The following is a 23,369-nucleotide window of genomic DNA, read 5'->3' on the forward strand; positions in this document are numbered from 1 at the left end:
GCAGTTCCCAGCTGGACTACTTCACGTCGAAGCGGTCGGCCTCCATGACCTTGGTCCAGGCGCGCACGAAGTCGGCGGTGAACTTCTCCGCCGAGTCGCCCTGCGCGTAGACCTCGGCGACGGCCCGCAGCTCGGAGTTCGACCCGAAGAGCAGGTCGACCCGGCTGCCGGTCCACACCTGGGCACCGGTGGTGTCGTGCGCGGTGTAGCTGCCGTCCCCGGCCGGCTTCCAGGTGTTCTCCATGTCCAGGAGGTTCACGAAGAAGTCGTTGGTCAGGGTGCCCGGGCGGCTGGTGAGCACGCCCTGGGCGTTGCCGCCGTTGTTGGCACCCAGCACGCGCAGGCCGCCGACCAGCACGGTCAGCTCGGGCGCGGTCAGGCCGAGCAGGTTCGCCCGGTCGACCAGCTGGTACTCGGCCGGCAGCCGCTCGCCCTTGCCGGCGACGTTGCGGAAGCCGTCGGAGACCGGCTCCATCGCCGAGAAGGAGTCGACGTCGGTCTGCTCCTGGGTGGCGTCGGTGCGGCCCGGGGTGAACGGCACCGTCAGCGTGGTGCCGGCGTCGGCCGCGGCCTTCTCGACCCCGGCGTTGCCGGCGATGACCACCAGGTCGGCGAAGGAGACCTTCTTGCCGTCGGCGGCCGAGGCGTCGAAGTCGGCCTTGACGCCCTCGAGGACGCCGATCACCCGGGCCAGCTCGTCGGGCTGGTTGATCTCCCAGCCGGCCTGCGGCTGCAGCCGGATGCGCCCGCCGTTGACCCCACCGCGCTTGTCGCTGCCGCGGAAGGAGAACGCGGCCGCCCAGGCGGTGTTCGTCAACTGGCCGACGGTGAGGCCTGCGGCCAGCACCTTCTCCTTGAGCGCGGCCACGTCGGCGTCGTCGACCAGCGGGTGGTCGACGGCCGGGACGCGGTCCTGCCAGAGCAGCTCCTCCTGCGGCACGAGCGGGCCGAGGTAGCGCTGGATCGGGCCCATGTCGCGGTGGGTCAGCTTGAACCAGGCGCGGGCGAAGGCGTCGGCGTACTGGTCGGGGTCGGCCAGGAAGCGCCGGGTGATCTCCTCGTAGACCGGGTCCACGCGCAGCGCGATGTCGCTGGTCAGCATGGTCGGGTAGCGGGTGAGCTCACCGGTCTCGGGGTCGGGGATGGTGTTGGCGCCCCCGCCGTCCACCGGCCGCCACTGGTGGGCACCGGCCGGGCTCTTCTCGAGCTCCCACTCGTAGGCGTAGAGGTTCTCCAGGTAGCCCATGCCCCAGCGGGTGGGGGTCGAGGTCCAGGTGACCTCCAGGCCGGAGGTGATGGCGTCACGGCCCTTGCCGGAGCCGAAGGAGTTCGCCCAGCCGAAGCCCTGCGCCTCGAGCGGCGCGGCCTCGGGCTCGGGACCGACGTGCGGCTCGGGGTCGGCGGCACCGTGGGTCTTGCCGAAGGTGTGGCCACCGGCGATGAGGGCGACGGTCTCCTCGTCGTTCATGGCCATGTTGCCGAAGGTCTCGCGGATGTCCCGCGCGGAGCCCATCGGGTCGGGGTTGCCGGCCGGGCCCTCGGGGTTGACGTAGATCAGGCCCATCTGGACGGCGGCGAGGCCCTCGACCAGCTTGCCGTCGGCGTCGTAGCGCTCGCGGCCCAGCCAGGTCTGCTCGGGGCCCCAGTAGACGTCCTCGTCGGGCTCCCACACGTCGGGGCGGCCGAAGGCGAACCCGAAGGTCGAGAAGCCCATGGTCTCGAGCGCCCGGTTGCCGGTGAAGATGATCAGGTCGGCCCAGGAGATCTTCTGGCCGTACTTCTGCTTCACCGGCCACAGCAGGCGGCGGGCCTTGTCCAGGCTGGCGTTGTCCGGCCAGCTGTTGAGCGGGGCGAAGCGCTGCATGCCCGCACCCGCGCCACCGCGGCCGTCGCTGACCCGGTAGGTGCCGGCGCTGTGCCACGCCATGCGGATGAAGAGGCCGCCGTAGTGGCCGAAGTCCGCCGGCCACCAGTCCTTGGAGTCGGTCATGATCGCGTCGACGTCACGGGTGAGCTCGTCGAGGTCGATCGTGGCGACCGCGGCCGCGTAGTCGAAGTCCGCGTCGAGCGGGTTGGCCACCGCGGTGTGCTTGCGGAGGATCTTCAGGTTGAGCGCGTTGGGCCACCAGTCCTGGTTGCCGCCGCCCTCGGTGGGGTGCTTGAAGCGGTCGCCCATCGGGCAGCCGCCGGAGACCTCGTCGTTCATGTTGCGCTCGACGGTCTCGGTGTCGACGGGCACGTTCTCTTCGCTCACAGGACTTCCTTCCGATCACTGGACGGTGCGGAGCACTGGGGGCAGAGCCCCCAGAAGACGACCTCGGCCTCGTCCACGGTGAACCCGTGGCTGGCCGAGGGGGTGAGGCAGGGGGCCGCGCCGACGACGCAGTCGACGTCGACGATCCGCGCGCAGGAGCGGCAGACCAGGTGGTGGTGGTTGTCGCCGACCCGGGCCTCGTAGCGGGCCACCGAGCCCTGCGGCTCGATGCGGCGCACCAGCCCGGCGGTGGTCAGGGCCCGGAGGACGTCGTAGACGGCCTGGTGGGAGACCTCGGGGAGCTGGACGCGGACCCGACCGAGGACCTCGTCGGTGGTGGCGTGCGCGTGCTCCCGCAGGACGGCGAGGACGGCCAGCCGCGGCCGGGTCACCCGGAGCGCAGCGCCCCGCAGGGACATCTCCAGCTCCTGGTCCGTCGGCACCGCCCCACCCTCTCCTGCATTCTTGAACGAGTCAAGTAAACAGCGGATGACCACTGGACGGGAGCGCAGACTTGCCCCGGCGTCCGGTGTCCGCTTTCCTGACCGGACGGTCAGTAACCCAGCGAGGAGTGACGATGACGTCCGAGGTCTACCTGGTCGACGGGGTCCGCACACCCCAGGGCAAGTACGGCGGCGCGCTGGCCGGCGTCCGCCCCGACGACCTGGCCGCACTCGTCGTCGGTGAGGTGCTGCGCCGCTCCGGCGCCCCCGCCGACGCCGTCGAGGAGGTCGTGCTGGGTGCGGCGAACCAGTCCGGGGAGGACAACCGGGACGTCGCCCGCATGGCCGTGCTGCTCGCCGGCCTCCCGGACACCGTGCCCGGCTACACCACCAACCGGCTCTGCGCCTCGGGGCTGACCGCCACCGCCTCGGCCGCTGCGTCGATCCGGGCCGGCGAGCTCGACCTGGCCATCGCCGGCGGCGTGGAGTCCATGACGCGCGCCCCCTGGGTGATGGCCAAGCCCGGCACCCCGTGGGCCCGCCCCGGCGAGGTCGTGGACACCTCGCTGGGCTGGCGGTTCACCAACCCCACCTTCACCGCGCACGACCGGTCGGTGGAGCACCCCGAGGACCCCCGCACCCGCAAGGTCACCCTCACCATGGGCGAGACCGCCGAGGAGATCGCCGCCCTCGACGGACTCACCCGCGACGAGTGCGACGCGTTCGCCGTGCGCAGCCACGCCCGGGCCGTCGCCGCGGCCGAGGCCGGCCGGTTCGACGCCGAGATCGTGCCGGTCGACGTCGTCGGCCGGAAGGAGACCACCACCATCACCCACGACGAGGGCCCGCGCCCGGGCTCCTCGATGGAGTCCCTGGGCACGCTCAAGCCCGTCTTCCGCAAGGGCGGCATCGTCACCGCCGGCAACAGCTCCCCGCTCTCCGACGGCGCCGCCGCCCTCGTGCTGGCCTCCGCCGAGGCCGTGCAGCGGCACGGGCTCACCCCGCGCGCCCGCGTGGTGGTGTCGGCCTCGGCCGGGGTCGCCCCCAACGTCATGGGCCTGGGCCCGGTGCCGGCCACGGAGAAGGCACTGGCCAAGGCCGGCTGGACCGTCGCCGACCTGGACGCCGTCGAGCTCAACGAGGCCTTCGCCGCCCAGTCCCTCGGGGTGCTGCGCCGGCTGGGCATCGACGAGGAGATCGTGAACTCCGACGGCGGGGCCATCGCCCTGGGTCACCCGCTGGGCTGCTCGGGCGCCCGGCTGCTGGTCACGCTCATGGGCCGGCTGGAGCGCGAGGGCGGCCGCCGCGGCCTGGCCACCCTCTGCGTCGGCGTCGGCCAGGGCGTCTCGATGCTGGTCGAGCGCGTCTGATGGGAGTGCCCATGGACAAGGTCGTCGGCGTCGTCGGGGGCGGGCGGATGGGCGGCGGCATCGCCCAGGGCCTGCTCGGCACGGGCGCGCAGGTGCACGTCGTGGAGGCCGGGGACGAGGCGGCGCAGGCCGCCCACGACCGGATCGTCGCCGGGCTCGAGGAGTCCGCCCGGCGCGGGAAGCTCGAGGGGTCGGTCGCCGACTCCGCGGCCCGGCTGACGATGGTCGACACCCCCGGCGAGCTGCCGGCCGGCTGCGAGCTGGTGGTCGAGGCGGTGCCCGAGATCCCGGCGCTCAAGGTCGAGGTGCTCCGGGCGGTCGAGGGCGTGCTCGGCCCCGACGCCGTGCTGGCCACCAACACCAGCTCGCTGTCGGTGACGGAGCTGGCCGCCGCCCTCGACCGCCCGGCCCGGTTCGTCGGCATGCACTTCTTCAACCCCGTGCCGGCGTCGAAGCTGGTCGAGGTCGTGGTGGCCGCCGAGACCGCCGACGACGTCGTCGAGACCGCCCGCGCCTGGGTGGACCGGCTGGGCAAGACCGGCATCGTCGTCCGCGACTCCCCCGGGTTCGCGTCGTCCCGGCTGGGCGTGCTGCTGGGCCTGGAGGCGATCCGCATGCTCGAGGAGGGCGTGGCCGACGCCGAGGCGATCGACACCGCCATGGAGCTGGGCTACCGGCACCCGATGGGCCCGCTGCGCTCGACCGACCTGGTGGGTCTCGACGTCCGGCTGGCCGTGGCCGACTACCTGACCTCGACCCTGGGCGACCGGTTCACCCCGCCGCAGCTGCTGCGTGACAAGGTGGCCGCCGGCGACCTCGGCCGCAAGACCGGCCGCGGCTTCCACGACTACGGCTGAGGAGACGACGATGTCCGTGCAGCGCACCGACGACGGAGCAGTGGCGACGCTGACCCTGCCCGCCCCCGGGCTCACCCACGAGATCCGGGTGTCGCTGATCGACCACCTGCGGGCCGTGGCCGAGGACACCTCGGTGCGCGCGGTGGTGCTCACCGGCACCGGCCGGGCGTTCTGCGTCGGGCAGGACCTGGGCCAGCACGTCGAGGAGATCCGGGCCGGCAAGCCGGCGCTGGACGTCGTGGACACCGAGTACAACCCGATGGTGCTGGCGCTGGCGGCGCTGCGGGTGCCGGTGGTCGTGGCGATGAACGGCGCGTGCGCCGGGGCCGGCCTGGGTCTGGCCCTGGGCGGCGACCTCCGGGTGGCTGCGGCGGGCGCGAAGCTCACCACCGCGTTCGTCGGCATCGGGCTGGGCAGCGACTCCGCGCTGGCCTCCCGGCTGGTGCACTGCGTCGGCGGCTCGCGGGCCGCCGAGCTGCTGCTCCTGCCGACACCCTTCACCGCGGAGCAGGCCGCCGAGTGGGGCATCGTGCACCGCGTGGTGCCGGCCGAGGAGGTGCTGCCCACCGCGCAGGCCCTGGCCGCGCAGCTGGCCACCGGGCCCACCGCCGCCTACCGGGCGGTCAAGGAGGTCCTGGCCACCGCGGCCACCGACTCCCTCGAGACCACCCTGGCGCTCGAGGCGAGGCTGCAGGCCGACCTGGGCCACACCCACGACCACAGCGAGGCCGTCGAAGCCTTCCTGTCCAAGCGCACACCGGACTTCCACGGCAACTAGCCGTCTCCCCCACCTCACCCCCACCCACCTGTCGGGCGCCATGTGACGCTGAGGACCCACTCCGACCTCGTTCTGGGTCCTCAGCGTCATGTGACGGCCGACCGGGGAGTGTGCAGCGCGGAGCGCTGTGCAGCGCCGAGCTAGCAGATTCGCTGCAGCTCCGGCGGTCGTCGTCCACAGCGGGGGCTGTTGTCCACCGATCCCCCTGCTGAGCCCTGCTCGTCCTGCGGTGCCGCCACGGTGGTCGCATGGTGGTCGACCCCGCGGCGTTGCTCGGTCCCGACGGCGTGCGCCGGAGCGCCGAGGTGGTTGCCGCGTCGGGTCGCAGCAGTGTGGTCCGGTGGGTGCGCGACGGCCGGTTGCTGCGGCCGCTGCCCGGTGTGCTGGTCGACCCGGCCAGGGCCGGGCACTGGCGCACCCGGGCCGCGAGCGCAGCCCTGTGGACCGGTGGGCGGTTGACGGCGCGCACCGCGCTGCACCTGTCCGACCTGGTCGCCGATGCGGGCGCGAGGGTCCACGTGGCCGTGTCGCCGTCCCGGCACATCGCGGTGGAACGCCCACCGTGGTTGTCCGTCCACGTGTGCCGAGACCTGGCGGGCGTCGTCCGCGCAGGACTCCCGGTCACCCACGACCTCGCGGCGCTGCTCGACGCCTGGGGCTGGGCGCACGGCGCGAGAGGCACCCGACGCGATGTCGAGGTGGTCCGCGGTGCGGTGATCGGTGCTGTCCGGCGCGGTCGGGTCGACGCTGACGACCTGCTGGCCGCCCTCGTCACCCGCACCCGCCTCCCCGGGCGGGCGAGCCTGGTCGAGCTCGTCCAGCTGGTGGGCGGCGGATCGCACAGCGAGTTCGAGATCTGGGGCCTGCAGCACCTGCTGGACATCCCCGGCCTGCCACCGGTCGAGCGCCAGTACGCACTGGAGACGGCCATCGGCACCATCCACCTGGACGGAGCGCTGCCGGCTGCGCGGCTGGGCATCGAGCTCGACGGCGCTGCCTACCACCGCAGCCCGGACAACTGGGCGCGTGACCGCCGCCGGGACGCCGCCGCGCTGGCCCTGGACTGGGCGACCCTGCGCATCGACCACCGCCGCGGGACGGACGACCCGCGGGGGGCGCAGGCGGAGATCGCCGCGGCGTTCCACGTCCGCGCGGCGCGGATCGCCCTGGAGGGCGGCGTCGGATGACGCTCAGGACCCGTTCCGACGCGGTTCTGGGTCCTCACCGTCACATGACGGCTGGAACTGGGTGCGCGCGGAGCGCGCTGGGCGCGCTGGGTGCGCGCAGTGCTAGTAGAGGAGGTCGGCGCAGGCTTCGCAGCTGTCCTCGTCGGCGCCGTCCCAGACGGTGTCGAGGTCGACGCGGGCGAGGGCACCGCAGACGGCCACCTCGCAGGCGCCGTCCACCTCGGACGGGCTGCGGTGCAGCTCCACGGCGTGCCAGATGCCGGTGCTGCGGCCCTGGGCGGCAGCGAGGGTCAGGACGAGTTCGCTCATGCCCCAACGTTCGGCGAGCGCGGACGGCCGGCGCAGGGACGTCCAGCACGAATCACCCGTCCGGGTTGGTCACTTCTGCACCATCAAGCACAGGAACCCCCAGGTCGGGACGGCGTGTCACCCACCTGTCCGGCAGCCGCACGCGAGCTGCCGGTCGGCTGGGTCCCGCCGTGCGACCGGGCGCAGGGCGTGGCAGCGTCGCGGGCATGCAGCTCACCAAGCACGGGCACGCCGCCGTCGTCCTGTCCGAGGGCGACCGCCGCCTGCTCCTCGACCCCGGCGCGTTCACCGAGGAGTCCGCGTGGGAGGGCGTGGGCGCGGTGCTCATCACCCACGAGCACTTCGACCACCTCGACGTCGAGCGCACGAAGCGCGCGCTGGCCGACGACCCGGCCCTCGAGCTCTGGACCAACCGGTCGGTGGCCGACCAGCTCGACGCCGGCCGGCAGGTGCACGTGGTGGGCCACGGCGATGCGTTCACCGCGGTCGGGTTCGACGTCGCCGTCCAGGGCGAGCGGCACGCGGTGATCCACCCCGACATCCCGACCATCGCCAACATCGGCTTCCTGGTCGAGGGCAGCGTCTTCCACCCCGGCGACGCGCTCACCGTCCCCGAGGGCGGCGGCGTGCAGACGCTGCTGCTGCCCCTGCACGCACCGTGGTCGAAGACCGGCGAGCTCATCGACTACGTCCGGGCGGTTCAGCCGGCGCGGTCGTACGCCGTCCACGACGGCCTGCTCAACGACACCGGGCTGATGGTCGGCGCGAACTTCCTCGGCGAGGGCGGGCCCGGCGTCCCGGGCGAGTACGTGCGGCTGGCGCCTGGGGAGTCGGTCACGCTCTGAGTGGAGGGCCCCGGCCCGGGTAGGGGCCGGGGCATGAGCAGCGAGGACTACGACATCGAGCCCCAGGGCGACCTGCAGTACGTCGTCCACCTGGACGACGGCGAGGAGTCCGTCGAGGCGTGGTTCCGGCTGACCCCGGAGGTGTTGGCCCAGCTCGGCGTGGCCGAGGGCGGCGAGGCCGACCTGGTGGCGGCCACCGTGGACTTCCTGCGCCGGCACCAGGACGTCGCCGACTTCCCCTCCATGGTCGAGATCGAGGACGTCCTGGCCAGCTACCCCGACTACGAGGAGACCGTCACCACGCGCCGGTGAGCCGGGGCGCCAGCCACCGCGCGACGGCGAGGTACTTCTCGTCGGCGTGGTTGTCGACGCAGTGGTCGCCGTCGGACCACTCCTGCCAGGTCTTGTCCGCCGACCCGGCGAGGTCGTGCACCTCACGGGCGTTGGCCACCTTGAACACGGCGTCGCGGGCGCCGTGCTGCACCAGCAGCGGGCAGGTCAGCCCGGCGAGCGTGCCGGCGTCGAGCTCGAGGTCGTCCATCAACGTGCGCGAGGCCTCGGGGTCCAGGCCCAGCATGGCCTGCACCTTGCCCAGGAACCGCGGGAACCGGGTGTGCGTCTCGGCCGGCCGGACGGTGCCGCCGGTGACCACGCAGGCGGAGATGCGCGGGTCCTGGGCGGCCAGCAGCGCAGCCAGGTGCCCGCCCATGCTGTTGCCCCACACGGCCACCCGGTCGCCCAGCCGGTCGTCGGCCAGCACCTGGGTGACCGCGGCGGACAGCGCCAGCCGGACGTCGCGGTCCAGGTGCAGCCCGCCCAGCACCCGGGTCTCGCCCTGGCCGGGCGCGTCGAGCAGCAGCAGCGCCACGCCGCGGTCGCGCACCAGCTCGGCGCCGGCGGCGTACTCCTCGCGCCAGGCGTCGATGCCGCCGAGCACCACGACCACGGGCGGACGGACGACGCCGGACGGACGCAGCAGCCAGCCGCGCAGGCTGCGGCCGCGCCAGGGCACCTCGACGTGCTCGGCGGGCGGGTCCAGCAGTGCCCCGGCCCGGCCGAACGCGTCGACCAGGTCGCGGTAGAGGGACCGCTTGGCCGGGCCGTCCTCGAGCGGCACCTGCCCGAAGCTGTAGCAGGCCGCCGCGCGCAGGAAGCGGTCGCGGGCGACCTGGCGGTCACCGGCCTCGATGGCGGCCATCGCCGCCCGGGTCTGCCGGCGGGCCAGCCGGACGGCGACCTCGGACCAGGGCGTGCCGGCGGAGACCCCGGCGTGCAGCTCGTCGGCGTCGGCGGCCTGCATGCCGTTGCCGACCATGCGGTGCCGGGGCATCGCGCGGACCAGCGCCGCCGCTGTTCGCTGCCACTCCAGTGCGTGCGCGGTCACAGTGGACCAACGTCCCGCGGACCGTGCGGTTCCCCGGCTGGTCAGACCCCCGCAGCCAGGTGCTCGGGGAGTCGCTCGAGCTCGCTGTCGACGGTGCGGCGGACCAGCCGGGTGAGCGAACCGCGCTGCACCAGCCGGGCCACCCGCGACCCGCCGACCGGCTCGTGGGTCACGGTGATGGTCACGTCGGTGCCGTCGGCCCCGCCCTTGCCGGCGTCGGCCAGCTCGATCCGGGTCGTCCAGGTCTCGGGGGTCAGCTCGAGCCGCGTGACGACGACGCGGGCCGGGGTCCACTCCAGGATGGTGCCCCGGGGCGCCCCGGCCGGTGGTGCCGCGTCACCGGTCAGCTCACCGGGCACGCAGACGAAGGTCGTGCCCTTGCGGGTGGGCCCGGAGACGACGTAGGAGACGTCGCAGACCGCGCAGTACGGGTGCAGGACGGCGAGGGCCGCCCAGACGTCCGCGCGGCGGTCGGGCACGCGGCGGGTGCCGCTGGCGGTGGTCATGGAGCTCCTGACGACGGGGGGTGCCCACCCATGATGACCTCGCCCAGCACGGCCCTGGCGGTCGCGTACCGCTCGGGGCCGACCGCGGCCGCCCAGCGGCGCTCGACGGCGCCCAGCTGCTCACCGACCGCCTCCACCACCTCGCGTCCCCGGTCGGTCAACCGCACCACGCGGGCCCGCCGGTCGGCCGGGTCGGGGCCGACCACGACGTAGCCGCCGTCCTCCAGCGGCCGCAGGGTCTGGGCGAGCGCCTGCTTGGTCAGCCCGCTGACCGCGGCCACCCGGCTCAGCCGCTCGCCGGCGGGCGGCAGGAAGGTCAGCAGCCGGTAGTGCCGGGCCCGCAGGCCCGGGAAGCGGGCCGCGCTGAGCGCGTACAGCTCGGCGCGCAGCCCGAGGAGGACGCGCTCGAGCAGGCTGGTGACCGGGACACCGTTGACAGGATCGGACAAGCTGCTTCACCATCTCCCCGACAAGACAAGCACGTTGACCATCCTAGGACGGCGTCATGACCGACCTGCCCGGCGGTTGCACCCTCGACCAGCTCACCGCGGACCTGCGCCGGGCGCTCGACCGCCCCGGGCTCACCGTCACCGGCGCCCGCTGCACCCCGGTGGACCACGACGCCAGCGCCCCGACCACCTCCGGGCTGCACCGGGTCACCGCGTCGACGGCCGCCGACGGCGACGTCCACCTGGTCGCCAAGGGCCTGCAGGCCGCCCGGCACGGCCTGCCCCCGGTGATCCCCTCCCCGGCGCGGGCCCACCTGGACTCCGTCATCCCGTGGCGGCTGGAGATCGACGTGCTGGCCACCCCGCTCGCCCAGCGGCTGCCCGCGGGCCTCGCCGTCCCGGTGGTGGTCGCCGTCCACGAGCACGAGGACGACCGGGCGACGCTGTGGATGGTCGACGTCGACCCGGTCGACGCGGCCTGGACGACGGCGGACACCGAACGGGCCGCGCACCTGCTGGGCCGGCTGGCCGCCCGTCGCCGGCACGATCCCGTACCGCACTTCCCGGGCGGGGACTTCCTCACCGCGTACTGCGCGAACCAGCTCGACAGCTGGGCGGTGCCCCACATCCTCGACGACGCCACCTGGACGCACCCGGTGCTGGCCCCGCAGGCCGACCTCCGGCCCGCGCTGACGGCCCTGGCCGGCGACCGGGCCGGCCTGCTCGTCGAGCTGACCACCCTGCCCTGGCTGCCCGCGCACGGCGACGCGACGCCGATGAACCTGCTGCGGCCGCGGTCGGCACCGGACACCTTCGTCGCGATCGACTGGGCCACGGCCACCCCGGGTCCGGTGGGATGGGACGTCGTACCGCTGGTGTTCGGCCGCGCCGAGGCCGGGCTGGCCGACGCCGCCGGGCTGGGCGCGGAGCTGGACGTCGCGCTGGCCGCCCACGCGGCCGGCCTGCAGGCCGACGGCGTCGAGGTGTCCCCCGGCGACCTGCGCCGGTCCGTGCTGACCGCGGCGCTGCTGCGCTACCCGCTGACCAGCCTGCCGCTGGCGGTGGTCGACGGGATGCCCGAGGAGCCGGCGCACGCCGCCCGCAAGGCGGGGTTCGTGCGGGCGGTGCTGGCGCTCAGCGGCCGTCCACCGACACCTCGAACTCCACCTGGCTGACGTCGGGCCGCAGCCGGGAGAACGAGTGCACCAGCGGGTTGCCGTAGCCGTCGTGCACGGTGGTGCGGACGACGAGCAGCGGCGAGCCGGCCACCACCTGCAGCACCTCGGCCTCCTCGGCGCCGGCGGTGCCGACGTCGACGGCGATGCGCGCCCGGGCCAGGTCGGCCTGGTACTCCCGGCGCAGGAACTCGTACAGCGACCCGTGCCCGAAGTCCTCGGTGGCGGCCTTGGGGTAGTCCTCGGCCGGCAGGAACGAGCGGACGACGTGGTTGGGCAGGCCGTCGACCGAACGGAGCCGCACCAGCTCGACGACCTGGTCGGCGGGCTCCAGGCGCAGCTCGGCGGCCACCGCCGGCGGGACGGGGAGCACCTGCTGGCCGAGCACCGTGGTGCCCACCTGGGCGCCCTGCTCGGTCATGACGGAGTGGAACCCGGCGATGCGGTGCACGAAGCTCTCGCGGTACTCGTGCCGGATGCCGGGCCGGGTGACGTAGGTGCCGCGGCCCTGCTCGCGGACCAGGTGCCCGTCGGCGACCAGGCCGTCGACGGCCCGGCGCAGCGTGATGCGGCTGACGCCGTACTCCTCGCACAGCACCGGCTCGGGGGGCAGCAGCGTGTGCTCGGGCAGGTCGGCGACCCGCCGGCGCAGGTGCTCGCGCACGGCCAGGTACTTGGGTCCGGCGTCGGGGCTCACGCTCGTCGCTCCGGCTCGGTCACCCCTGAAAGGTACTCGATCGCAAGACGTCTGGACGTCATGACGAAAGCACGCCCCCTCGATCGAGCAGGCTCCTGGTCAGGCAGCGACGGCAGGTCTAGCATTCCGATCAACTTCAGTTCCGAGATTGGGGCCACGCCATGGAGACCGCTGTGCCGGCCCTGCCCCGACCCGTCGGCCGCCCCCGCGACCCCGCGCTGGACGTCGCCATCCTCGCCGCCGCCCTGGAGCTGCTGGGCGAGGGTGGCATGGAGACCTGTGCACTGGACGCCGTCGCCCGCCGGGCCGGGGTGGGCAAGGCGACGATCTACCGGCGCTGGCCGAGCAAGGACGACCTGGTCCGGGACGCCTTCGGCAGCACCGCGCCGGAGCTCCTCCCCGCCGAGGACCAGGGGTCGCTGGTCGGCGACGCGGTCGGCGTGCTGGCTGCCCTGGCCGCCGCGCTGCGCGCACCCCGCGCCCGGGCCTGGCGGCGCACCGTGCCCGCCCTGGGTCCGGACTCCCCCCTGCTCCCCGGCCTGCCGACCGGCCCCGTGGGTGACTGGACCGGCGCGGTGGACGGCGTGGTGGCCCGGGCCGAGCAGCGGGGTGAGGTCGGCCCGGGCACCTTCCCGCCCCTCGCGCTGCGGGCGGCCTGCGCGGTGCTGGTGGAGCGGTGGCTCACCGGCCAGGACCTGGACGAGGCCACCGAGACCGCCCTGCTGACCGAGCTGCAGTCGGTGCTCCTCCGACCGCACCTGCGTGGCTGACCTCGCCCACCCGGCCGCGTCCACCCCGCCGCACACCTCTCCACATGCCACGATGCGCAGGTGGAGGCGCGAGACTGGCGGGCGCAGAAACGGGACGCGACGCGTCGCCGGCTGAGTGACGCTGCCTTCGCCCTGTTCGACGAGCGCGGCTACGAGGTGGTGTCGGTCGGCGACATCGCGCACGCCGCCGGGGTCTCGGTGCCCACCTTCTACGCCTACTTCCGCACCAAGGAGCACGTCGTCCTGCCCGAGCAGGACCTCGGGTGGATCCACGACCACTTCGCCGACCAGCCCACCGAGCTGGACCTCACCGAACGGATCCGGCGCGGCCTGCACGCGATGGTCGCGGACCTCCCGCCGCGCACGACCGACGACCTGCTGCGCCGGTGGCGCCTGGTGCTCGCCGTCCCCGCCCTGCGGCTGCGGGCCGTCGACCGGGAGCACGCGTCGTCCGGCGTGCTGGCGCAGGCGCTGGGCATCGACCTCGCGACGTCCGGGGGCGCGGCCGACACCGTGGTGGTCTCCGCCTGCCTCACCGCCGCGACGACGGCCTTCCTGCGCTGGGCCGCCACCGGCGGCGAGGACTCGATCCCCGCCCTGCTCGACGACGCCTTCGTCGCCCTGCGGTCGATCTAGCCCACCTGCAGCTCGATGACCGTGATCTCGGGGCGGGCACCGACCCGCATCGGCGGGCCCCAGTACCCCGCACCCGCGGTGACGTAGAGCTGCGTGTCCCCCTGCCGGGACAACCCCTCGACCGCTGGCTGGTCCAACCGCACCGCGTAGTCGAAGGGCCACAGCTGGCCGCCGTGCGTGTGCCCCGACAGCTGCAGGTCGACCCCGGCCGCCCGTGCCTGCTCGACCTGCACCGGCTGGTGGGCCAGCAGCACCACGGGGACGGCGGTGTCCCGGCCGGCGAGCGCGGCGCCCAGGTCCGCCCCGTGGCCGGTGAGCCCCGACGCGGCCGCCGTGCGGTCGTCGATGCCGGCCAGGTCGAAGGAGCCCCCGCCGCGGCGCAGCGCCACCCGCTCGTTGCGCAGGATCCCGATGCCCAGGCCGTCCAGGTGCGTGAGCCAGGCGTCGGTGTCCACGAAGTACTCGTGGTTGCCGGTCACGAAGAACGCGCCGTCCCGGCTGACCAGGTCACCGAGCGGGGCGACGTCCTCGCGCAGCTCGGCGACCTCGCCGTCGACCAGGTCGCCGACGATCGCGACGGCGTCCGGCGACTGCGCGTTGACCATCTCGACCAGCCGCTCGAACCGCCGTCCGCCGTAGGTCGCCGACAGGTGGCCGTCGGAGAAGGTGACGATCCGGTAGCCGGCCAGCGCGGGGTCCAGGCCGGCCAGCGTGATCGGCACCCGCCGGACCACCGGGGCCGAGTTCGCCGCCCACACCCCGTACCCGGCCGTGCCGACCGCGGCCACGCCGGCGGTGACGGCCAGCGAGCGGGCCAGGAACAACCGCCGCGGGACGTCGGCCGGCTCCGGTGCGGGCTCCGGCTCGGTCGCCGGGCCGGGCTCCGGGACCGGACGCCGGCGCTGCACCGCCCGCAGCACCCAGCGCACCGGTTCGAGCACCAGCAGCGCCAGGAAGGCGTAGAAGGCCACCCCCAGCCAGGTGTAGCCCACCCAGTCCAGCGGGGCCTGCACGCCGAAGGGCAGCGACCGGCGGCCGAGCACCGCCGCGGTGGGCAGGACGGCCAGGACGACGGTGAGCACGGTCAGCCACCGGCGCACCCGACCCGGTCGCGTGGTGCTGCGCACGAGCCGGAACCACAGCCAGCCGTGCAGCAGCACCATCGCGAGGGCGACGACGGCACCGAAGGCGATCACCGCCCCATTGTCAGCGCTTGCCGGTGACCCCGTTCAGCACGGGGGCCAGCGAGGGCCACAACGCCCAGAAGTCGCGCTCGGCCTGCATCGCGCGGGCCTCCTCGAGGGCGTGCAGCCGGCCGTAGGTCCAGGCGTTCTCGCCGGCGGCGAAGGCGGCCAGGCCGACGGTGCGGCACAGCTCGCGGGTGACCACGGTGTCCTGCCGGTCGCCCAGGACGTCCTGCAGCTGCTTCATCGCGTCGACCACACCCATCACGGCGCCGCTCCTGCGCTTCGCCCCGCCGTCGAGCACCGGCGCGGCGACCTCGGCGGTGTAGCGCACCCGCTTGCCGGCCTTGCGCACCTCGTGCAGGGCCAGCTCGTACGGGCTGTCGACGGCCTCCTGGCCGGCGCCCTCGGGCTCGGCGAACTCGGCGTCCTCGGCGGCGTCGACCAGCTTCCGCAGCCGCTTCACCGTGTGCCGAAGGACGTCGGCGACGACGTCGGCGGCGGGCTCGCCGGCCCGCTGGGCCAGCGGGGGCTGCTCGACCAGCGCGTGCAGGGTGTCCAGCAGCGTCAGGTAGCGGGGGGTGCTCAGCGCGGCCACCGCGTGGCCGGTGCCGGCGGTCTCGCCCTGCAGCTCGGCCTGCTGCAGCCGGGCGGCCACCGGCCCGAGCACGAACTCCACCGGCTGGGCCGCGACCAGCTCGCGCAGGTGCTCGACGGAGACCTCGGCGTCGCGGGTGCCCGAGAGCTCCTGGCCCAGCCACCGCAGCTCGTCGCGGACGGCGTCGGTGCGGGTGCGGTCGAGCACGGGGCGGTAGGCGGCCAGGATGCTGCGGATCCGGCGCGCGGCGACCCGCACCTGGTGGACGCCGTCGGGCACGTCGGTGCGCACCATCAGGTCGGCCCGCTGCAGGGCGGCCAGCTGCTCGGCCAGGGCGGCGACGACCACCGCGCCGGCCTTGGGGACGGCGGCCAGGCGGGCCTGCTCCGCGGCCTCGGCCGCGGCGGCCTCGGAGGCCTTCTTCGCCTTCTTGGCCTCCTTCTTCGCGGCGGCCGCGGCGGCCTTCGCGGCCTGCTCGCGGCGCGCGATCTCCTTGGCCCGGGCCTTCTTGCCCTCGGGCAACGGCTCCTCGACCACCGGCTCGGGCGCCCCGCCGTCGGTGTCGCCGGTGTCGTCACCGGTGTCGTCGGCCTCGTCGTCGGCCTCGTCCTGCACGGTGGCCGGCGGCGGCCCGGCCAGCCGGTCGGCCAGCACACGGGTGAGCTTGGCCGCCGACGGCGACGGGCGGGCCCCCGACACGACCAGCTCGGCGCCGACCGCGCCCAGCAGCTCCTCGTCGCCGTCCACCAGCTCGACCTCGACCTCGCGCCAGGTCGTGACGACGGCGGCCTCGCCGGCGGCCGCGGGCAGCGCGGTCCCGGTGACCTGGTCGTCGGCGACCTCGACCAGCACGCGGCCGTCCTCGCCGAGCAGGGTCACCACGGTGCGCCGCGTGTGCAGGGTCGCGACCTGCGAGGACGGCGCCCGGCGGACGACGCCCAGCACCGGGGTCAGCACCGCCCGCGGCGGGGCCTTGACCGCACGGCCCAGCGGCGACCGCAGCTCACGGCGGGCGCCGGCGGCGGCGGGCAGCTTGAGGTGCCAGCCCTCGTCGGGGCCACCCGTGCGCCGCCGCAGGGTGATCTTCGCGCGGGCCAGCCGCAGGTCAGCGGTGTCGTAGTAGGTGGCCGCCAGCTCGTGGACGACGGGGGCGCCGACCGAGGCCACCCCGGGCACCCCCGAGAGGTCGGGCAGCGCGAACGTCTCGTCGACGTCGAACTTGCGCTCGATCTCGGTGTGCTCGGTCGCCACGGTGCATCCACTCCTGCTCGATCAACGGGTTGAGGTGCGCTTTCTACCGCAACCAGGTGAACGGCAACCCTGTGGTCGATCATGGGTGCCGATGAGCACCGTGCGGCGAGACCTCCTGCCCCTGGCCGTGGCGACCCCGTGGGCGGTGTGCGCGGGTCTGCGGGTGACCGGTCGGGAGCGCGGCTGGCCGTGGGTGCCGGCGCTGTCGTTCGTGCCCTACGCGGCCGCGTCGTCGGTGCTCCCGCTCGCCGTCGCGGTGGCCCGCCGGTCCCCCGCGGCGACGCTGCTCTCGGCCACCGCCGCCGGGGTGCTGGCCGGGGTGACGCTGGCGCGCACCCGCGTCTCGCCGGTGCGCACCGACGGGGCCCGGGTGCGGATCGTGTCGGCCAACCTGCTCTTCGGCCGCGCCGACCCCCGTGCCGTGGTCGACCTGGTCCGCTCGGTCGACGCCGACGTGCTGTGCCTGGTCGAGCTGACCCCCGAGGCCGACCGGGGGATGCGCGAGGCCGGCCTGGCCGACCTGCTGCCCAGCGAGCACGTGCGGGGGCACCGGCCGGGTGCGCCGCCGGCGGCCGGCGGGGCGGTCTGGACCCGGCTGGAGGTGCTGGACCGGGGCGGGGCACCCGGCCGGTTCGAGCAGCCCGTCGTCCGGCTGGCCGTGCCCGGGGGGCCGGACCTCGAGGTGACCGCCGTGCACACCGACCCCCCGATGTCGGTGCGCCGCACCGCCCGGTGGGAGCGCGAGATGGCCGCGCTGCCCTCCACCGGGGACGACGTGCTGCGCGTGCTGGCCGGTGACTTCAACGCCACCCGCGACCACGCCGCGTTCCGGCGGCTGCTGGACCGCGGGTACGCCGACGCCGCGACCCGGGCGGGGCAGGGCCTGGTGCACACCTGGACCCCCGAGCACCGGCCGCAACCGCGGCTGACCATCGACCACGTGCTGGCCGACCGGCGGATCGGCGTCGCGTCGTTCTCCGTGCACGACCTGCCCGGCAGCGACCACCGCGCCGTGGCCGCCGAACTGGTGCTGCCGCCCCGGTAGGGACCACGATCTGCGGGTGCGCGCGCTCGAGGTCCTCGTGGTGGTCGGTGTCCTGGTGCTGGCCGGGTCGGTGCTTGCTCGGCGGCTGCGGCTGCCCCCGCCCCTCGTGCTGCTCGCCCTGGGCACGGTCGTCGGCTTCGTGCCCGGCATCGGCGGGGTGGAGATGCCGCCGGACGTCGTCCTGTTCCTCTTCCTGCCGGCGCTGCTGTACTGGGAGTCGCTGACGATCTCGCTGCGCCAGATCCGGGCCGACCTGCGGGCGATCAGCCTGGCGTCGATCGGGCTCGTGCTGGCCACCGCGGGCACGGTCGCGGTGGTGGCGCACGCGCTGGGGCTGTCCTGGCCGATGGCGTTCGTGCTCGGCGCGGTGCTGGCACCCACGGACGCCACCGCGGTGTCCACCGTGGCCGGCCTGCTCCCCCGCCGGGCCCGCACCATCCTGCGGGCGGAGAGCCTGATCAACGACGGCACGGCCCTGGTGATCTTCGGGGTCGCGGTCGGCGTGGCCGTGGGCACGCTGGACGTCGGCCCGGCCGGGATCGCCTGGCGGCTGGTCGGGTCCTACGCCGGAGGGATCGCGGTGGGCCTGGTGCTGGCCCTCCTCGTGGTCGAGGTGCGCCGCCGGCTGCACGACACCCGGCTGGAGAACGTGATGAGCGTGCTCACCCCGTTCCTGGCCTACCTGCCGGCCGAGCTGATCCACGCCTCCGGGGTGGTCGCCGTCGTCACCTGCGGGCTGACCCTGACCCAGATCGCCTCCCGGGTGATCTCGGCGCGGGCCCGCGTGCAGTCGGCCGGGTTCTGGACGCTGACCACCTTCCTGCTCAACGGGTCGCTGTTCGTGCTGGTCGGGCTCGAGCTGCACGCCGTGGTCGAGGGCCGTACCGCAGCCGAGCTCTGGACCGGCGTCGCCGCCACGCTGTGGGTCGCGCTGACCGTCGTGGTCACCCGGCTGGCGTGGGGCAACACCATGCCCTACGTCGTCCGGGCCCTGGACCGCCGCCCGCAGCAGCGGCTGCGCCGGGTCGGTTTCCGCGGCCGGCTGCCCGGCCAGTGGGCCGGGTTCCGCGGGGCGGTCTCGCTGGCAGCCGCCCTCGCCGTGCCGACGACGACCTCGGCCGGCGGCCCGCTCGAGGGCCGGGACCTGGTGCTGCTGGTGACCTTCGGCGTCATCGTCGTGCTGCTCGTCGTGCAGGGGTTGACCCTGCCGGCGGTGATCCGGTTCTCCCGGCTGCAGCAGGACCCGGCCGAGGAGGAGGAGCGGCTGCTGGCCGAGCGGGAGATGACCCGGGCCGGCGCCGAGGCGCTGGAGGGCCGCGCCGCCGAGCTGGGCGTCCCCGAGGCCGTCGTCGAGCGGGTGCGGGAGTCCTACGAGACGCGGATCCGGCAGCAGCACCTGGAGCAGGTGCTCGCCGACGGTCGGGTGATCGACCCCGACCACCGGGCGGCCAAGCAGCGGGTGCTGGCGGAGGCCGCGGTGGAGTCACGGCTGCGGTTGGCCCTGCTGGCCGACAAGCGGGAGACGGTGGTCCGGCTGCGCGACGAGCACACCATCGACGACGCCGTCATGCGCCGGGTGATGGCCCAGCTGGACGCCGAGGAGGTCCGCCTCCTGGGCGTGGAGGCCGACGACTAGCTGCGGTCGGCCAGGAAGGGGAACCGCTCGCGGACGCGGGTGACCTCGCCCGCGTCGACGTCGGCCAGCAGCACGGTCTCGCCGTCCCCGGCCTCGGCCAGCAGCTCGCCCAGCGGGCTGATGATCCGGCTGTCCCCGCTGTGCTGCGTGCCGTCGCCGGCGGTGCCGACCCGGTTGACGCCCACCACGTATGCCTGGTTCTCGATCGCCCGGGCGCGCAGCAGCGTCGTCCAGTGCTCGCGGCGGGCGGCCGGCCAGTTGGCCGGCACCAGGTAGACGTCGGTGTCGGGGGCCAGGTCCCAGAACACGTCGGCGAAGCGCAGGTCGTAGCAGACGAACAGGCTCACCCGCAGGTCACCGACCTGCACGGTCACCGACTGCGTGCCGGCGCGGAAGCGCTCGTGCTCGCCGGCGTAGGTGAACGGGTGCTGCTTGCGGTAGCGGTGCACGGTGCCGTCGGGCCCGGCCAGCACGAAGGAGTTGTGGGGAAGGGTCTCCCCGGGGGCGACCTCCGCGCACGAGCCACCGACCCAGACACCGTGCTGCCGCGCCTGCGCGACCAGCCACTGCGCCGACGAGCCGCCCTCGGGCTCGCCGATGCCCGGCGTCATGGAGAACCCGGTGGAGAACGTCTCGCTCAGCAGGACCAGCCCGGCGCCCTCGTCGACCGCGCGGGCCACGGGACCGGCCAGGGCTGCGTGGTTGGCCGCCCGGTCCTCCCAGGCGATGTCGTGCTGGACAGCGGCGATCCTCATGCGGTCAGCCTCGCGACGGCCTCGTCGAGCACCTCGTCGCGCTTGCAGAACGCGAACCGCACCAGGTCGCGGCCCAGCTCGGCGTGCTCGGGCAGGTAGAACGCCGACATCGGGACGGCGACGACGCCCACCCGGTGCGGCAGCTCGCGGCAGAACGCCAGGCCGTCGCCGGGCACCCGCACCGTGGCGAAGTAGGTGCCCTGCGGGCTCACCACCGGCAACCCGGCGGCGGCCAGCCCGGCCACCAGGCGGTCGCGCTTGCCCGCCAGCTCCGTGGCCACCCCGGCGAAGAAGGTGTCGGGCAGCCCGAGACCGGCGGCGATCGCCGGCTGGAACGGGCCGCCGTTGACGTAGGTGAGGAACTGCTTGGCGGTGCGCACGCAGGTGACCAGCTCGGCCGGCCCGCAGACCCACCCGATCTTCCAGCCGGTGGTCGAGAAGGTCTTGCCGCCGCTGCTGACCACCAGGGTGCGCTCGCGCATGCCGGGCAGCTCGGCCACGGAGACGTGCTCCGAGCCCGGGAAGACCAGGTGCTCGTAGACCTCGTCGGTGACCACCAGCAGGTCGTGCTCGCGGGCCAGCTCGGCGACCAGCTCGAGCTGGGCGCGGTCGAGCACCGTGCCGGTCGGGTTGTGCGGGGTGTTCAGCAGGACCAGCGTCGTGCGGGGGCCCACAGCGGCGCGCAGGTCGTCGGGGTCGAACGTCCAGGGCGCGGTGGAGACCTCCCCCGGCTCGACCGCCGGCGGGCGCAGCGGCACCGGGACGGCGACCGCCCCGGCCATCGCGATGCCGGCCGCGTAGCTGTCGTACAGCGGCTCGAGCACCACGACCTCGTCGCCGGGGTCCAGCAGCCCCAGCATCGCCCCGGCCAGCGCCTCGGTGGCCCCGGCGGTCACCAGCACCTCGGTGCCGGGGTCGTAGACCAGGCCGCGGAAGCGCTGCACGTGGGCCGCGATCGCCTCGCGGAGCACCGGCAGGCCGGGGCCGGGCGGGTACTGGTCCAGCGGGGTGCCGATCGCGGCGCGGGCGACGTCGAGCACCTCGGCGGGGCCGGGGGTGTCGGGGAAGCCCTGCCCGAGGTTGACCGAGCCGGTGGCCACCGCGAGCGCGCTCATCTCGGCGAAGACCGTCGTCCCGAAGCCCTGCAGGCGCGCGGCCAGGTGCGGGGTGCTCACGACGAGGAGCCTGCCACCCGCGCGAGCACGTCCGGGGGCACCACCCACGGGCGGTCGGGGTAGCGGTCGAGCACGACCGTCACCTTCGACCGCCCCAGGGACACCACCCGGCCCTCCTCGCCGCCCAGGTAGGCCGGTACCCCGCGGCGGGTGCGGGTGGGGGCGATGCGGATCCGGTCGTCCACGGCGATCGGCTGACCGCGGTAGTCCACGAAGTCGGTCACAGCTCCGCTGCCAGTCGGCGCAGGGTCAGGGCCAGCTGCAGCTGCAGCACCCGGTCGGGGTCGCGCCAGTCGGGCCCGAGCAGCTCGGTCACCCGCTCGAGGCGCTGGTAGAGCGTGTTGGCGTGCACGTGCAGCTCGGCGCAGGTGCGGGCGTGGTGCTGGGCGGTGCGCAGGAACACGTCCACCGTGCTGGCGAGGTCGCGCCCGCGGTCGGCGTCCCACCGCAGCACGGGGCCCAGGGTGGCGTCGACGAAGGCGTCGAGCTCGCCCCGACCGGCCGGGCTCAGCAGCGCCCGGTACACCCCGAAGCGGGCCGCCGTCGCCGCCGACCCCGGCCGGTCCAGTGCCCGCAGCAGGGCCGCGGTCTGCGCCGCCTCCCGGTGCGCCGCGCGCACCCCCGCCGCGCCGCCCGCGCAGGGCGCCAGCCCCACCGCGGCCGGCAGCCCTCCGGTGCCCACCCGCGCGAGGACGTCGTCCGCGGTCGGCCCGGGCAGCAGCACCACCACCGCGCCGGCGTGCTCGACCGACCAGGAACCGCTCCCGTCGGCCAGCCGGGCCACGACCCGCCCGGCCTGCGCGGCGTCGGCCGGGGTGAGGACGGCGACGCAGGTGACCGCGTCGACGTCGACCCCGGCGGCCCGCCCCCGGCGCCGCAGGGCGGTGTCGTCCTCGGCGCCGGCCAGCAGCGACTGCAGGAACTCGCCACGGCTGCGGGCGGCGGCCAGCGCCACGGCCCGCTCGGTGGCCACCACCAGCGCCAGTGAGGTGGCCCCGGCGTCGAGCAGGCCGAGCACCTCGTCGTCGGTGTCGGTAGCGACCCGGCTGGCCACGAGGCAGGCGACCGGCCCCTCGGGCAGCACCACCGGCACGAGCACCGAGCCGGCCAGCAGCTGGCGCTGCGGTGTGCCGTCCCACCCCGCGGGCTCACCGCCGGGGCCGGCGTCCAGCCGGGCGCCGGTGGGGTCCTCGACCCGCACCGCGCCGCCGACCGCCTGCTCGACCGCGCGGGCCACCCCGTCGACCCCGCCGCCGGCCAGCACCACGGCGGTGAGCACCTCGCGCAGCTGGCCGGCCCGCTCGCGCCGCTTCCCCTCCCGGCGCAGCTGCACCGCCCCGGCCCGCAGGTCGGCGATCAGCTGGGCGTTGCCCAGCGCGACCGCGGCGTGCGCGGCCAGGGCCGCGAGCAGCTCGACGTCGTGGTCGGCGAACCGGCGAGGCCGGCGGTCGGCGGCCAGCAGCACCCCGGTCGTCTCGCCGCCGACCTGCAGCGGGACGCCGAGGATGCCGCCCAGCTGCTCGCTGCGGGCGGCGCCGTCGACGTGCTCGAGCCGCCGGACGCCGGTGTCGGCCAGGTAGTCCGCCGTCCACACCGGGCGCCCGGTGCGCAGCACCTCGCCGCCGATGCCCTCGCCCTCGCGCAGCACGATGCCGCGCAGCGCCGAGCCCATCGACCCGTCGGAGACCTCGATCCGCAGGCCGTCGGGGTGCCGCAGCATCAGGTAGGAGACGTCGGCGCCCAGCAGCCGGCGCGACTGCGCAGCCACCTCCTGCAGCAGGTCGGCCGGGTCGTGCAGCCCGACCAGCCGGCGGGCCAGGTCGTCGAGCACCGCCAGCTCGCGGGCCTGCTGCCGGCCCGCCGCCAGCCGGGCGTGCACCTCCTCCGCCGCCGCGGCGTCGGCCTCGACCCGCTCGCGGTCGGCGCCGGGTTCGGCCAGCAACCGGGCCCGGTGCCGCTGCAGCTCACCGGCGGGGACGTCGGCGGCCAGCAGCCCGGGCCACGAGTCAGGTGCGTGCACCACCCGAGTGTGGCCCCGGGTGGAGGGGTTCTCCACCCCCGCCGC

Annotated in this window: 24 protein-coding genes; 11 read left to right on the forward strand and 13 right to left on the reverse strand. The window is 75.1% G+C overall.

All coding sequences use genetic code 11. The features are described from left to right. Positions 1 to 16: 16 nt before the first annotated feature. Entirely contained in the window at positions 17 to 2,254 is a 2,238-nt protein-coding gene (gene katG / locus BLS67_RS17280) for a catalase/peroxidase HPI (protein WP_242654155.1), read from the reverse strand. Continuing rightward, on the reverse strand, positions 2,251 to 2,697 hold the full coding sequence (locus BLS67_RS17285; protein ID WP_278247145.1) for a Fur family transcriptional regulator: 447 nt from the start codon (positions 2,695 to 2,697) through the stop codon (positions 2,251 to 2,253). The genes katG and BLS67_RS17285 overlap by 4 nt, the downstream gene beginning before the upstream one ends. A gap of 134 nt (positions 2,698 to 2,831) precedes the next feature. On the opposite strand from BLS67_RS17285, the gene BLS67_RS17290 reads away from it, so the two are divergent. From BLS67_RS17290 to BLS67_RS17305, 4 genes are all read left to right on the forward strand, one after another. Continuing rightward, a complete protein-coding gene (locus BLS67_RS17290) occupies positions 2,832 to 4,067 on the forward strand; it encodes a thiolase family protein (protein ID WP_091247478.1) in 1,236 nt (411 codons plus the stop codon). 11 nt (positions 4,068 to 4,078) lie between these two features. After that, entirely contained in the window at positions 4,079 to 4,924 is an 846-nt protein-coding gene (locus BLS67_RS17295) for a 3-hydroxyacyl-CoA dehydrogenase family protein (protein WP_242654156.1), read from the forward strand. Positions 4,925 to 4,934: 10 nt separating this feature from the next. After that, positions 4,935 to 5,702, forward strand: coding sequence for an enoyl-CoA hydratase-related protein (locus tag BLS67_RS17300; protein WP_091247482.1), 768 nt, complete (start codon positions 4,935 to 4,937; stop codon positions 5,700 to 5,702). 248 nt (positions 5,703 to 5,950) lie between these two features. Further along, positions 5,951 to 6,889 carry a hypothetical protein gene (locus BLS67_RS17305; RefSeq protein ID WP_091247483.1) on the forward strand — a complete coding sequence of 313 codons (939 nt, stop codon included), beginning with the start codon at positions 5,951 to 5,953 and terminating at the stop codon, positions 6,887 to 6,889. A gap of 102 nt (positions 6,890 to 6,991) precedes the next feature. On the opposite strand, the gene BLS67_RS17310 is transcribed toward BLS67_RS17305, so the two are convergent. Next, on the reverse strand, positions 6,992 to 7,198 hold the full coding sequence (locus BLS67_RS17310; RefSeq protein ID WP_091247486.1) for a hypothetical protein: 207 nt from the start codon (positions 7,196 to 7,198) through the stop codon (positions 6,992 to 6,994). A 206-nt stretch (positions 7,199 to 7,404) separates the two neighbouring features. Here BLS67_RS17310 and BLS67_RS17315 point away from each other — a divergent pair, with 206 nt between their 5' ends. Then, a complete protein-coding gene (locus tag BLS67_RS17315; RefSeq protein ID WP_091247487.1) occupies positions 7,405 to 8,043 on the forward strand; it encodes an MBL fold metallo-hydrolase in 639 nt (212 codons plus the stop codon). A gap of 33 nt (positions 8,044 to 8,076) precedes the next feature. After that, positions 8,077 to 8,355 carry a hypothetical protein gene (locus BLS67_RS17320; RefSeq protein ID WP_091247489.1) on the forward strand — a complete coding sequence of 93 codons (279 nt, stop codon included), beginning with the start codon at positions 8,077 to 8,079 and terminating at the stop codon, positions 8,353 to 8,355. Here BLS67_RS17320 and BLS67_RS17325 read toward each other — a convergent pair. The 3 genes from BLS67_RS17325 to BLS67_RS17335 are packed head-to-tail and all read right to left on the reverse strand — an operon-like array spanning position 8,339 to position 10,382. Further along, a complete protein-coding gene (locus tag BLS67_RS17325; protein ID WP_131801775.1) occupies positions 8,339 to 9,427 on the reverse strand; it encodes an alpha/beta hydrolase family protein in 1,089 nt (362 codons plus the stop codon). The genes BLS67_RS17320 and BLS67_RS17325 overlap by 17 nt on opposite strands. 41 nt (positions 9,428 to 9,468) lie before the next feature. Beyond that, positions 9,469 to 9,933 (reverse strand): polyketide cyclase, encoded by a 465-nt coding sequence (locus tag BLS67_RS17330; protein WP_091247493.1) that lies wholly within the window; start codon positions 9,931 to 9,933, stop codon positions 9,469 to 9,471. After that, positions 9,930 to 10,382 carry a MarR family winged helix-turn-helix transcriptional regulator gene (locus tag BLS67_RS17335; protein ID WP_091247495.1) on the reverse strand — a complete coding sequence of 151 codons (453 nt, stop codon included), beginning with the start codon at positions 10,380 to 10,382 and terminating at the stop codon, positions 9,930 to 9,932. Before BLS67_RS17335 ends, BLS67_RS17330 begins: the two co-directional genes overlap by 4 nt. 56 nt (positions 10,383 to 10,438) lie before the next feature. Here BLS67_RS17335 and BLS67_RS17340 point away from each other — a divergent pair, with 56 nt between their 5' ends. Further along, positions 10,439 to 11,557, forward strand: coding sequence for a phosphotransferase (locus BLS67_RS17340; protein ID WP_091247496.1), 1,119 nt, complete (start codon positions 10,439 to 10,441; stop codon positions 11,555 to 11,557). On the opposite strand, the gene BLS67_RS17345 is transcribed toward BLS67_RS17340, so the two are convergent. Further along, the gene (locus tag BLS67_RS17345) at positions 11,517 to 12,254 is read right to left on the reverse strand and encodes a GntR family transcriptional regulator (RefSeq protein ID WP_091247498.1); all 738 of its coding nucleotides are present in this window, start codon (positions 12,252 to 12,254) and stop codon (positions 11,517 to 11,519) included. The two genes, BLS67_RS17340 and BLS67_RS17345, sit on opposite strands and share 41 nt — an antisense overlap. Positions 12,255 to 12,415: 161 nt before the next feature. Between BLS67_RS17345 and BLS67_RS23290 the strand changes: the two genes are divergently transcribed. Continuing rightward, complete coding sequence (locus BLS67_RS23290; protein WP_109504764.1) at positions 12,416 to 13,024, forward strand: helix-turn-helix domain-containing protein; 609 nt, start codon at positions 12,416 to 12,418, stop codon at positions 13,022 to 13,024. 60 nt (positions 13,025 to 13,084) lie between these two features. Beyond that, positions 13,085 to 13,660, forward strand: coding sequence for a TetR/AcrR family transcriptional regulator (locus tag BLS67_RS17355; RefSeq protein WP_091247500.1), 576 nt, complete (start codon positions 13,085 to 13,087; stop codon positions 13,658 to 13,660). On the opposite strand, the gene BLS67_RS17360 is transcribed toward BLS67_RS17355, so the two are convergent. Beyond that, entirely contained in the window at positions 13,657 to 14,856 is a 1,200-nt protein-coding gene (locus tag BLS67_RS17360; RefSeq protein WP_242654157.1) for a metallophosphoesterase, read from the reverse strand. The genes BLS67_RS17355 and BLS67_RS17360 overlap by 4 nt on opposite strands. 10 nt (positions 14,857 to 14,866) lie before the next feature. After that, positions 14,867 to 16,693, reverse strand: a complete 1,827-nt coding sequence (locus BLS67_RS17365) for a CYTH and CHAD domain-containing protein (protein WP_091247502.1) — start codon at positions 16,691 to 16,693, stop codon at positions 14,867 to 14,869. A 91-nt stretch (positions 16,694 to 16,784) separates the two neighbouring features. On the opposite strand from BLS67_RS17365, the gene BLS67_RS17370 reads away from it, so the two are divergent. Further along, complete coding sequence (locus BLS67_RS17370; protein WP_091247504.1) at positions 16,785 to 17,738, forward strand: endonuclease/exonuclease/phosphatase family protein; 954 nt, start codon at positions 16,785 to 16,787, stop codon at positions 17,736 to 17,738. Positions 17,739 to 17,754: 16 nt separating this feature from the next. Next, complete coding sequence (locus BLS67_RS17375) at positions 17,755 to 19,374, forward strand: Na+/H+ antiporter (protein WP_091247507.1); 1,620 nt, start codon at positions 17,755 to 17,757, stop codon at positions 19,372 to 19,374. On the opposite strand, the gene BLS67_RS17380 is transcribed toward BLS67_RS17375, so the two are convergent. From BLS67_RS17380 to BLS67_RS17395, 4 genes are read right to left on the reverse strand one after another with little or no spacing between them, the layout of a single operon-like run. After that, positions 19,371 to 20,129: a nitrilase-related carbon-nitrogen hydrolase gene (locus BLS67_RS17380; RefSeq protein WP_091247509.1), complete on the reverse strand. Its 759-nt coding sequence runs from the start codon at positions 20,127 to 20,129 to the stop codon at positions 19,371 to 19,373. The two genes, BLS67_RS17375 and BLS67_RS17380, sit on opposite strands and share 4 nt — an antisense overlap. After that, positions 20,126 to 21,304 carry a pyridoxal phosphate-dependent aminotransferase gene (locus BLS67_RS17385; RefSeq protein WP_091247511.1) on the reverse strand — a complete coding sequence of 393 codons (1,179 nt, stop codon included), beginning with the start codon at positions 21,302 to 21,304 and terminating at the stop codon, positions 20,126 to 20,128. Before BLS67_RS17385 ends, BLS67_RS17380 begins: the two co-directional genes overlap by 4 nt. Continuing rightward, positions 21,301 to 21,528 (reverse strand): hypothetical protein, encoded by a 228-nt coding sequence (locus BLS67_RS17390; RefSeq protein ID WP_091247512.1) that lies wholly within the window; start codon positions 21,526 to 21,528, stop codon positions 21,301 to 21,303. The genes BLS67_RS17385 and BLS67_RS17390 overlap by 4 nt, the downstream gene beginning before the upstream one ends. After that, entirely contained in the window at positions 21,525 to 23,324 is a 1,800-nt protein-coding gene (locus BLS67_RS17395; RefSeq protein ID WP_131801776.1) for a helix-turn-helix domain-containing protein, read from the reverse strand. Before BLS67_RS17395 ends, BLS67_RS17390 begins: the two co-directional genes overlap by 4 nt. Positions 23,325 to 23,369: the final 45 nt, after the last annotated feature.

The organism is Klenkia soli, assembly GCF_900103975.1.
Taxonomy (GTDB): Bacteria; Actinomycetota; Actinomycetes; order Mycobacteriales; family Geodermatophilaceae; genus Klenkia; species Klenkia soli.

Excerpts from the sequence above, each read along its gene's own strand:
- BLS67_RS17340 (WP_091247496.1), top strand. The coding sequence starts at position 10,439 with ATGACCGACCTGCCCGGCGGTTGCACCCTCGACCAGCTCACCGCGGAC.
- BLS67_RS23290 (WP_109504764.1), top strand. The coding sequence starts at position 12,416 with ATGGAGACCGCTGTGCCGGCCCTGCCCCGACCCGTCGGCCGCCCCCGC.
- BLS67_RS17310 (WP_091247486.1), bottom strand. The coding sequence starts at position 7,198 with ATGAGCGAACTCGTCCTGACCCTCGCTGCCGCCCAGGGCCGCAGCACC.
- BLS67_RS17300 (WP_091247482.1), top strand. The coding sequence starts at position 4,935 with ATGTCCGTGCAGCGCACCGACGACGGAGCAGTGGCGACGCTGACCCTG.
- BLS67_RS17295 (WP_242654156.1), top strand. The coding sequence starts at position 4,079 with ATGGACAAGGTCGTCGGCGTCGTCGGGGGCGGGCGGATGGGCGGCGGC.
- BLS67_RS17320 (WP_091247489.1), top strand. The coding sequence starts at position 8,077 with ATGAGCAGCGAGGACTACGACATCGAGCCCCAGGGCGACCTGCAGTAC.
- BLS67_RS17370 (WP_091247504.1), top strand. The coding sequence starts at position 16,785 with ATGAGCACCGTGCGGCGAGACCTCCTGCCCCTGGCCGTGGCGACCCCG.
- BLS67_RS17330 (WP_091247493.1), bottom strand. The coding sequence starts at position 9,933 with ATGACCACCGCCAGCGGCACCCGCCGCGTGCCCGACCGCCGCGCGGAC.
- BLS67_RS17380 (WP_091247509.1), bottom strand. The coding sequence starts at position 20,129 with ATGAGGATCGCCGCTGTCCAGCACGACATCGCCTGGGAGGACCGGGCG.
- BLS67_RS17290 (WP_091247478.1), top strand. The coding sequence starts at position 2,832 with ATGACGTCCGAGGTCTACCTGGTCGACGGGGTCCGCACACCCCAGGGC.
- BLS67_RS17315 (WP_091247487.1), top strand. The coding sequence starts at position 7,405 with ATGCAGCTCACCAAGCACGGGCACGCCGCCGTCGTCCTGTCCGAGGGC.
- BLS67_RS17305 (WP_091247483.1), top strand. The coding sequence starts at position 5,951 with ATGGTGGTCGACCCCGCGGCGTTGCTCGGTCCCGACGGCGTGCGCCGG.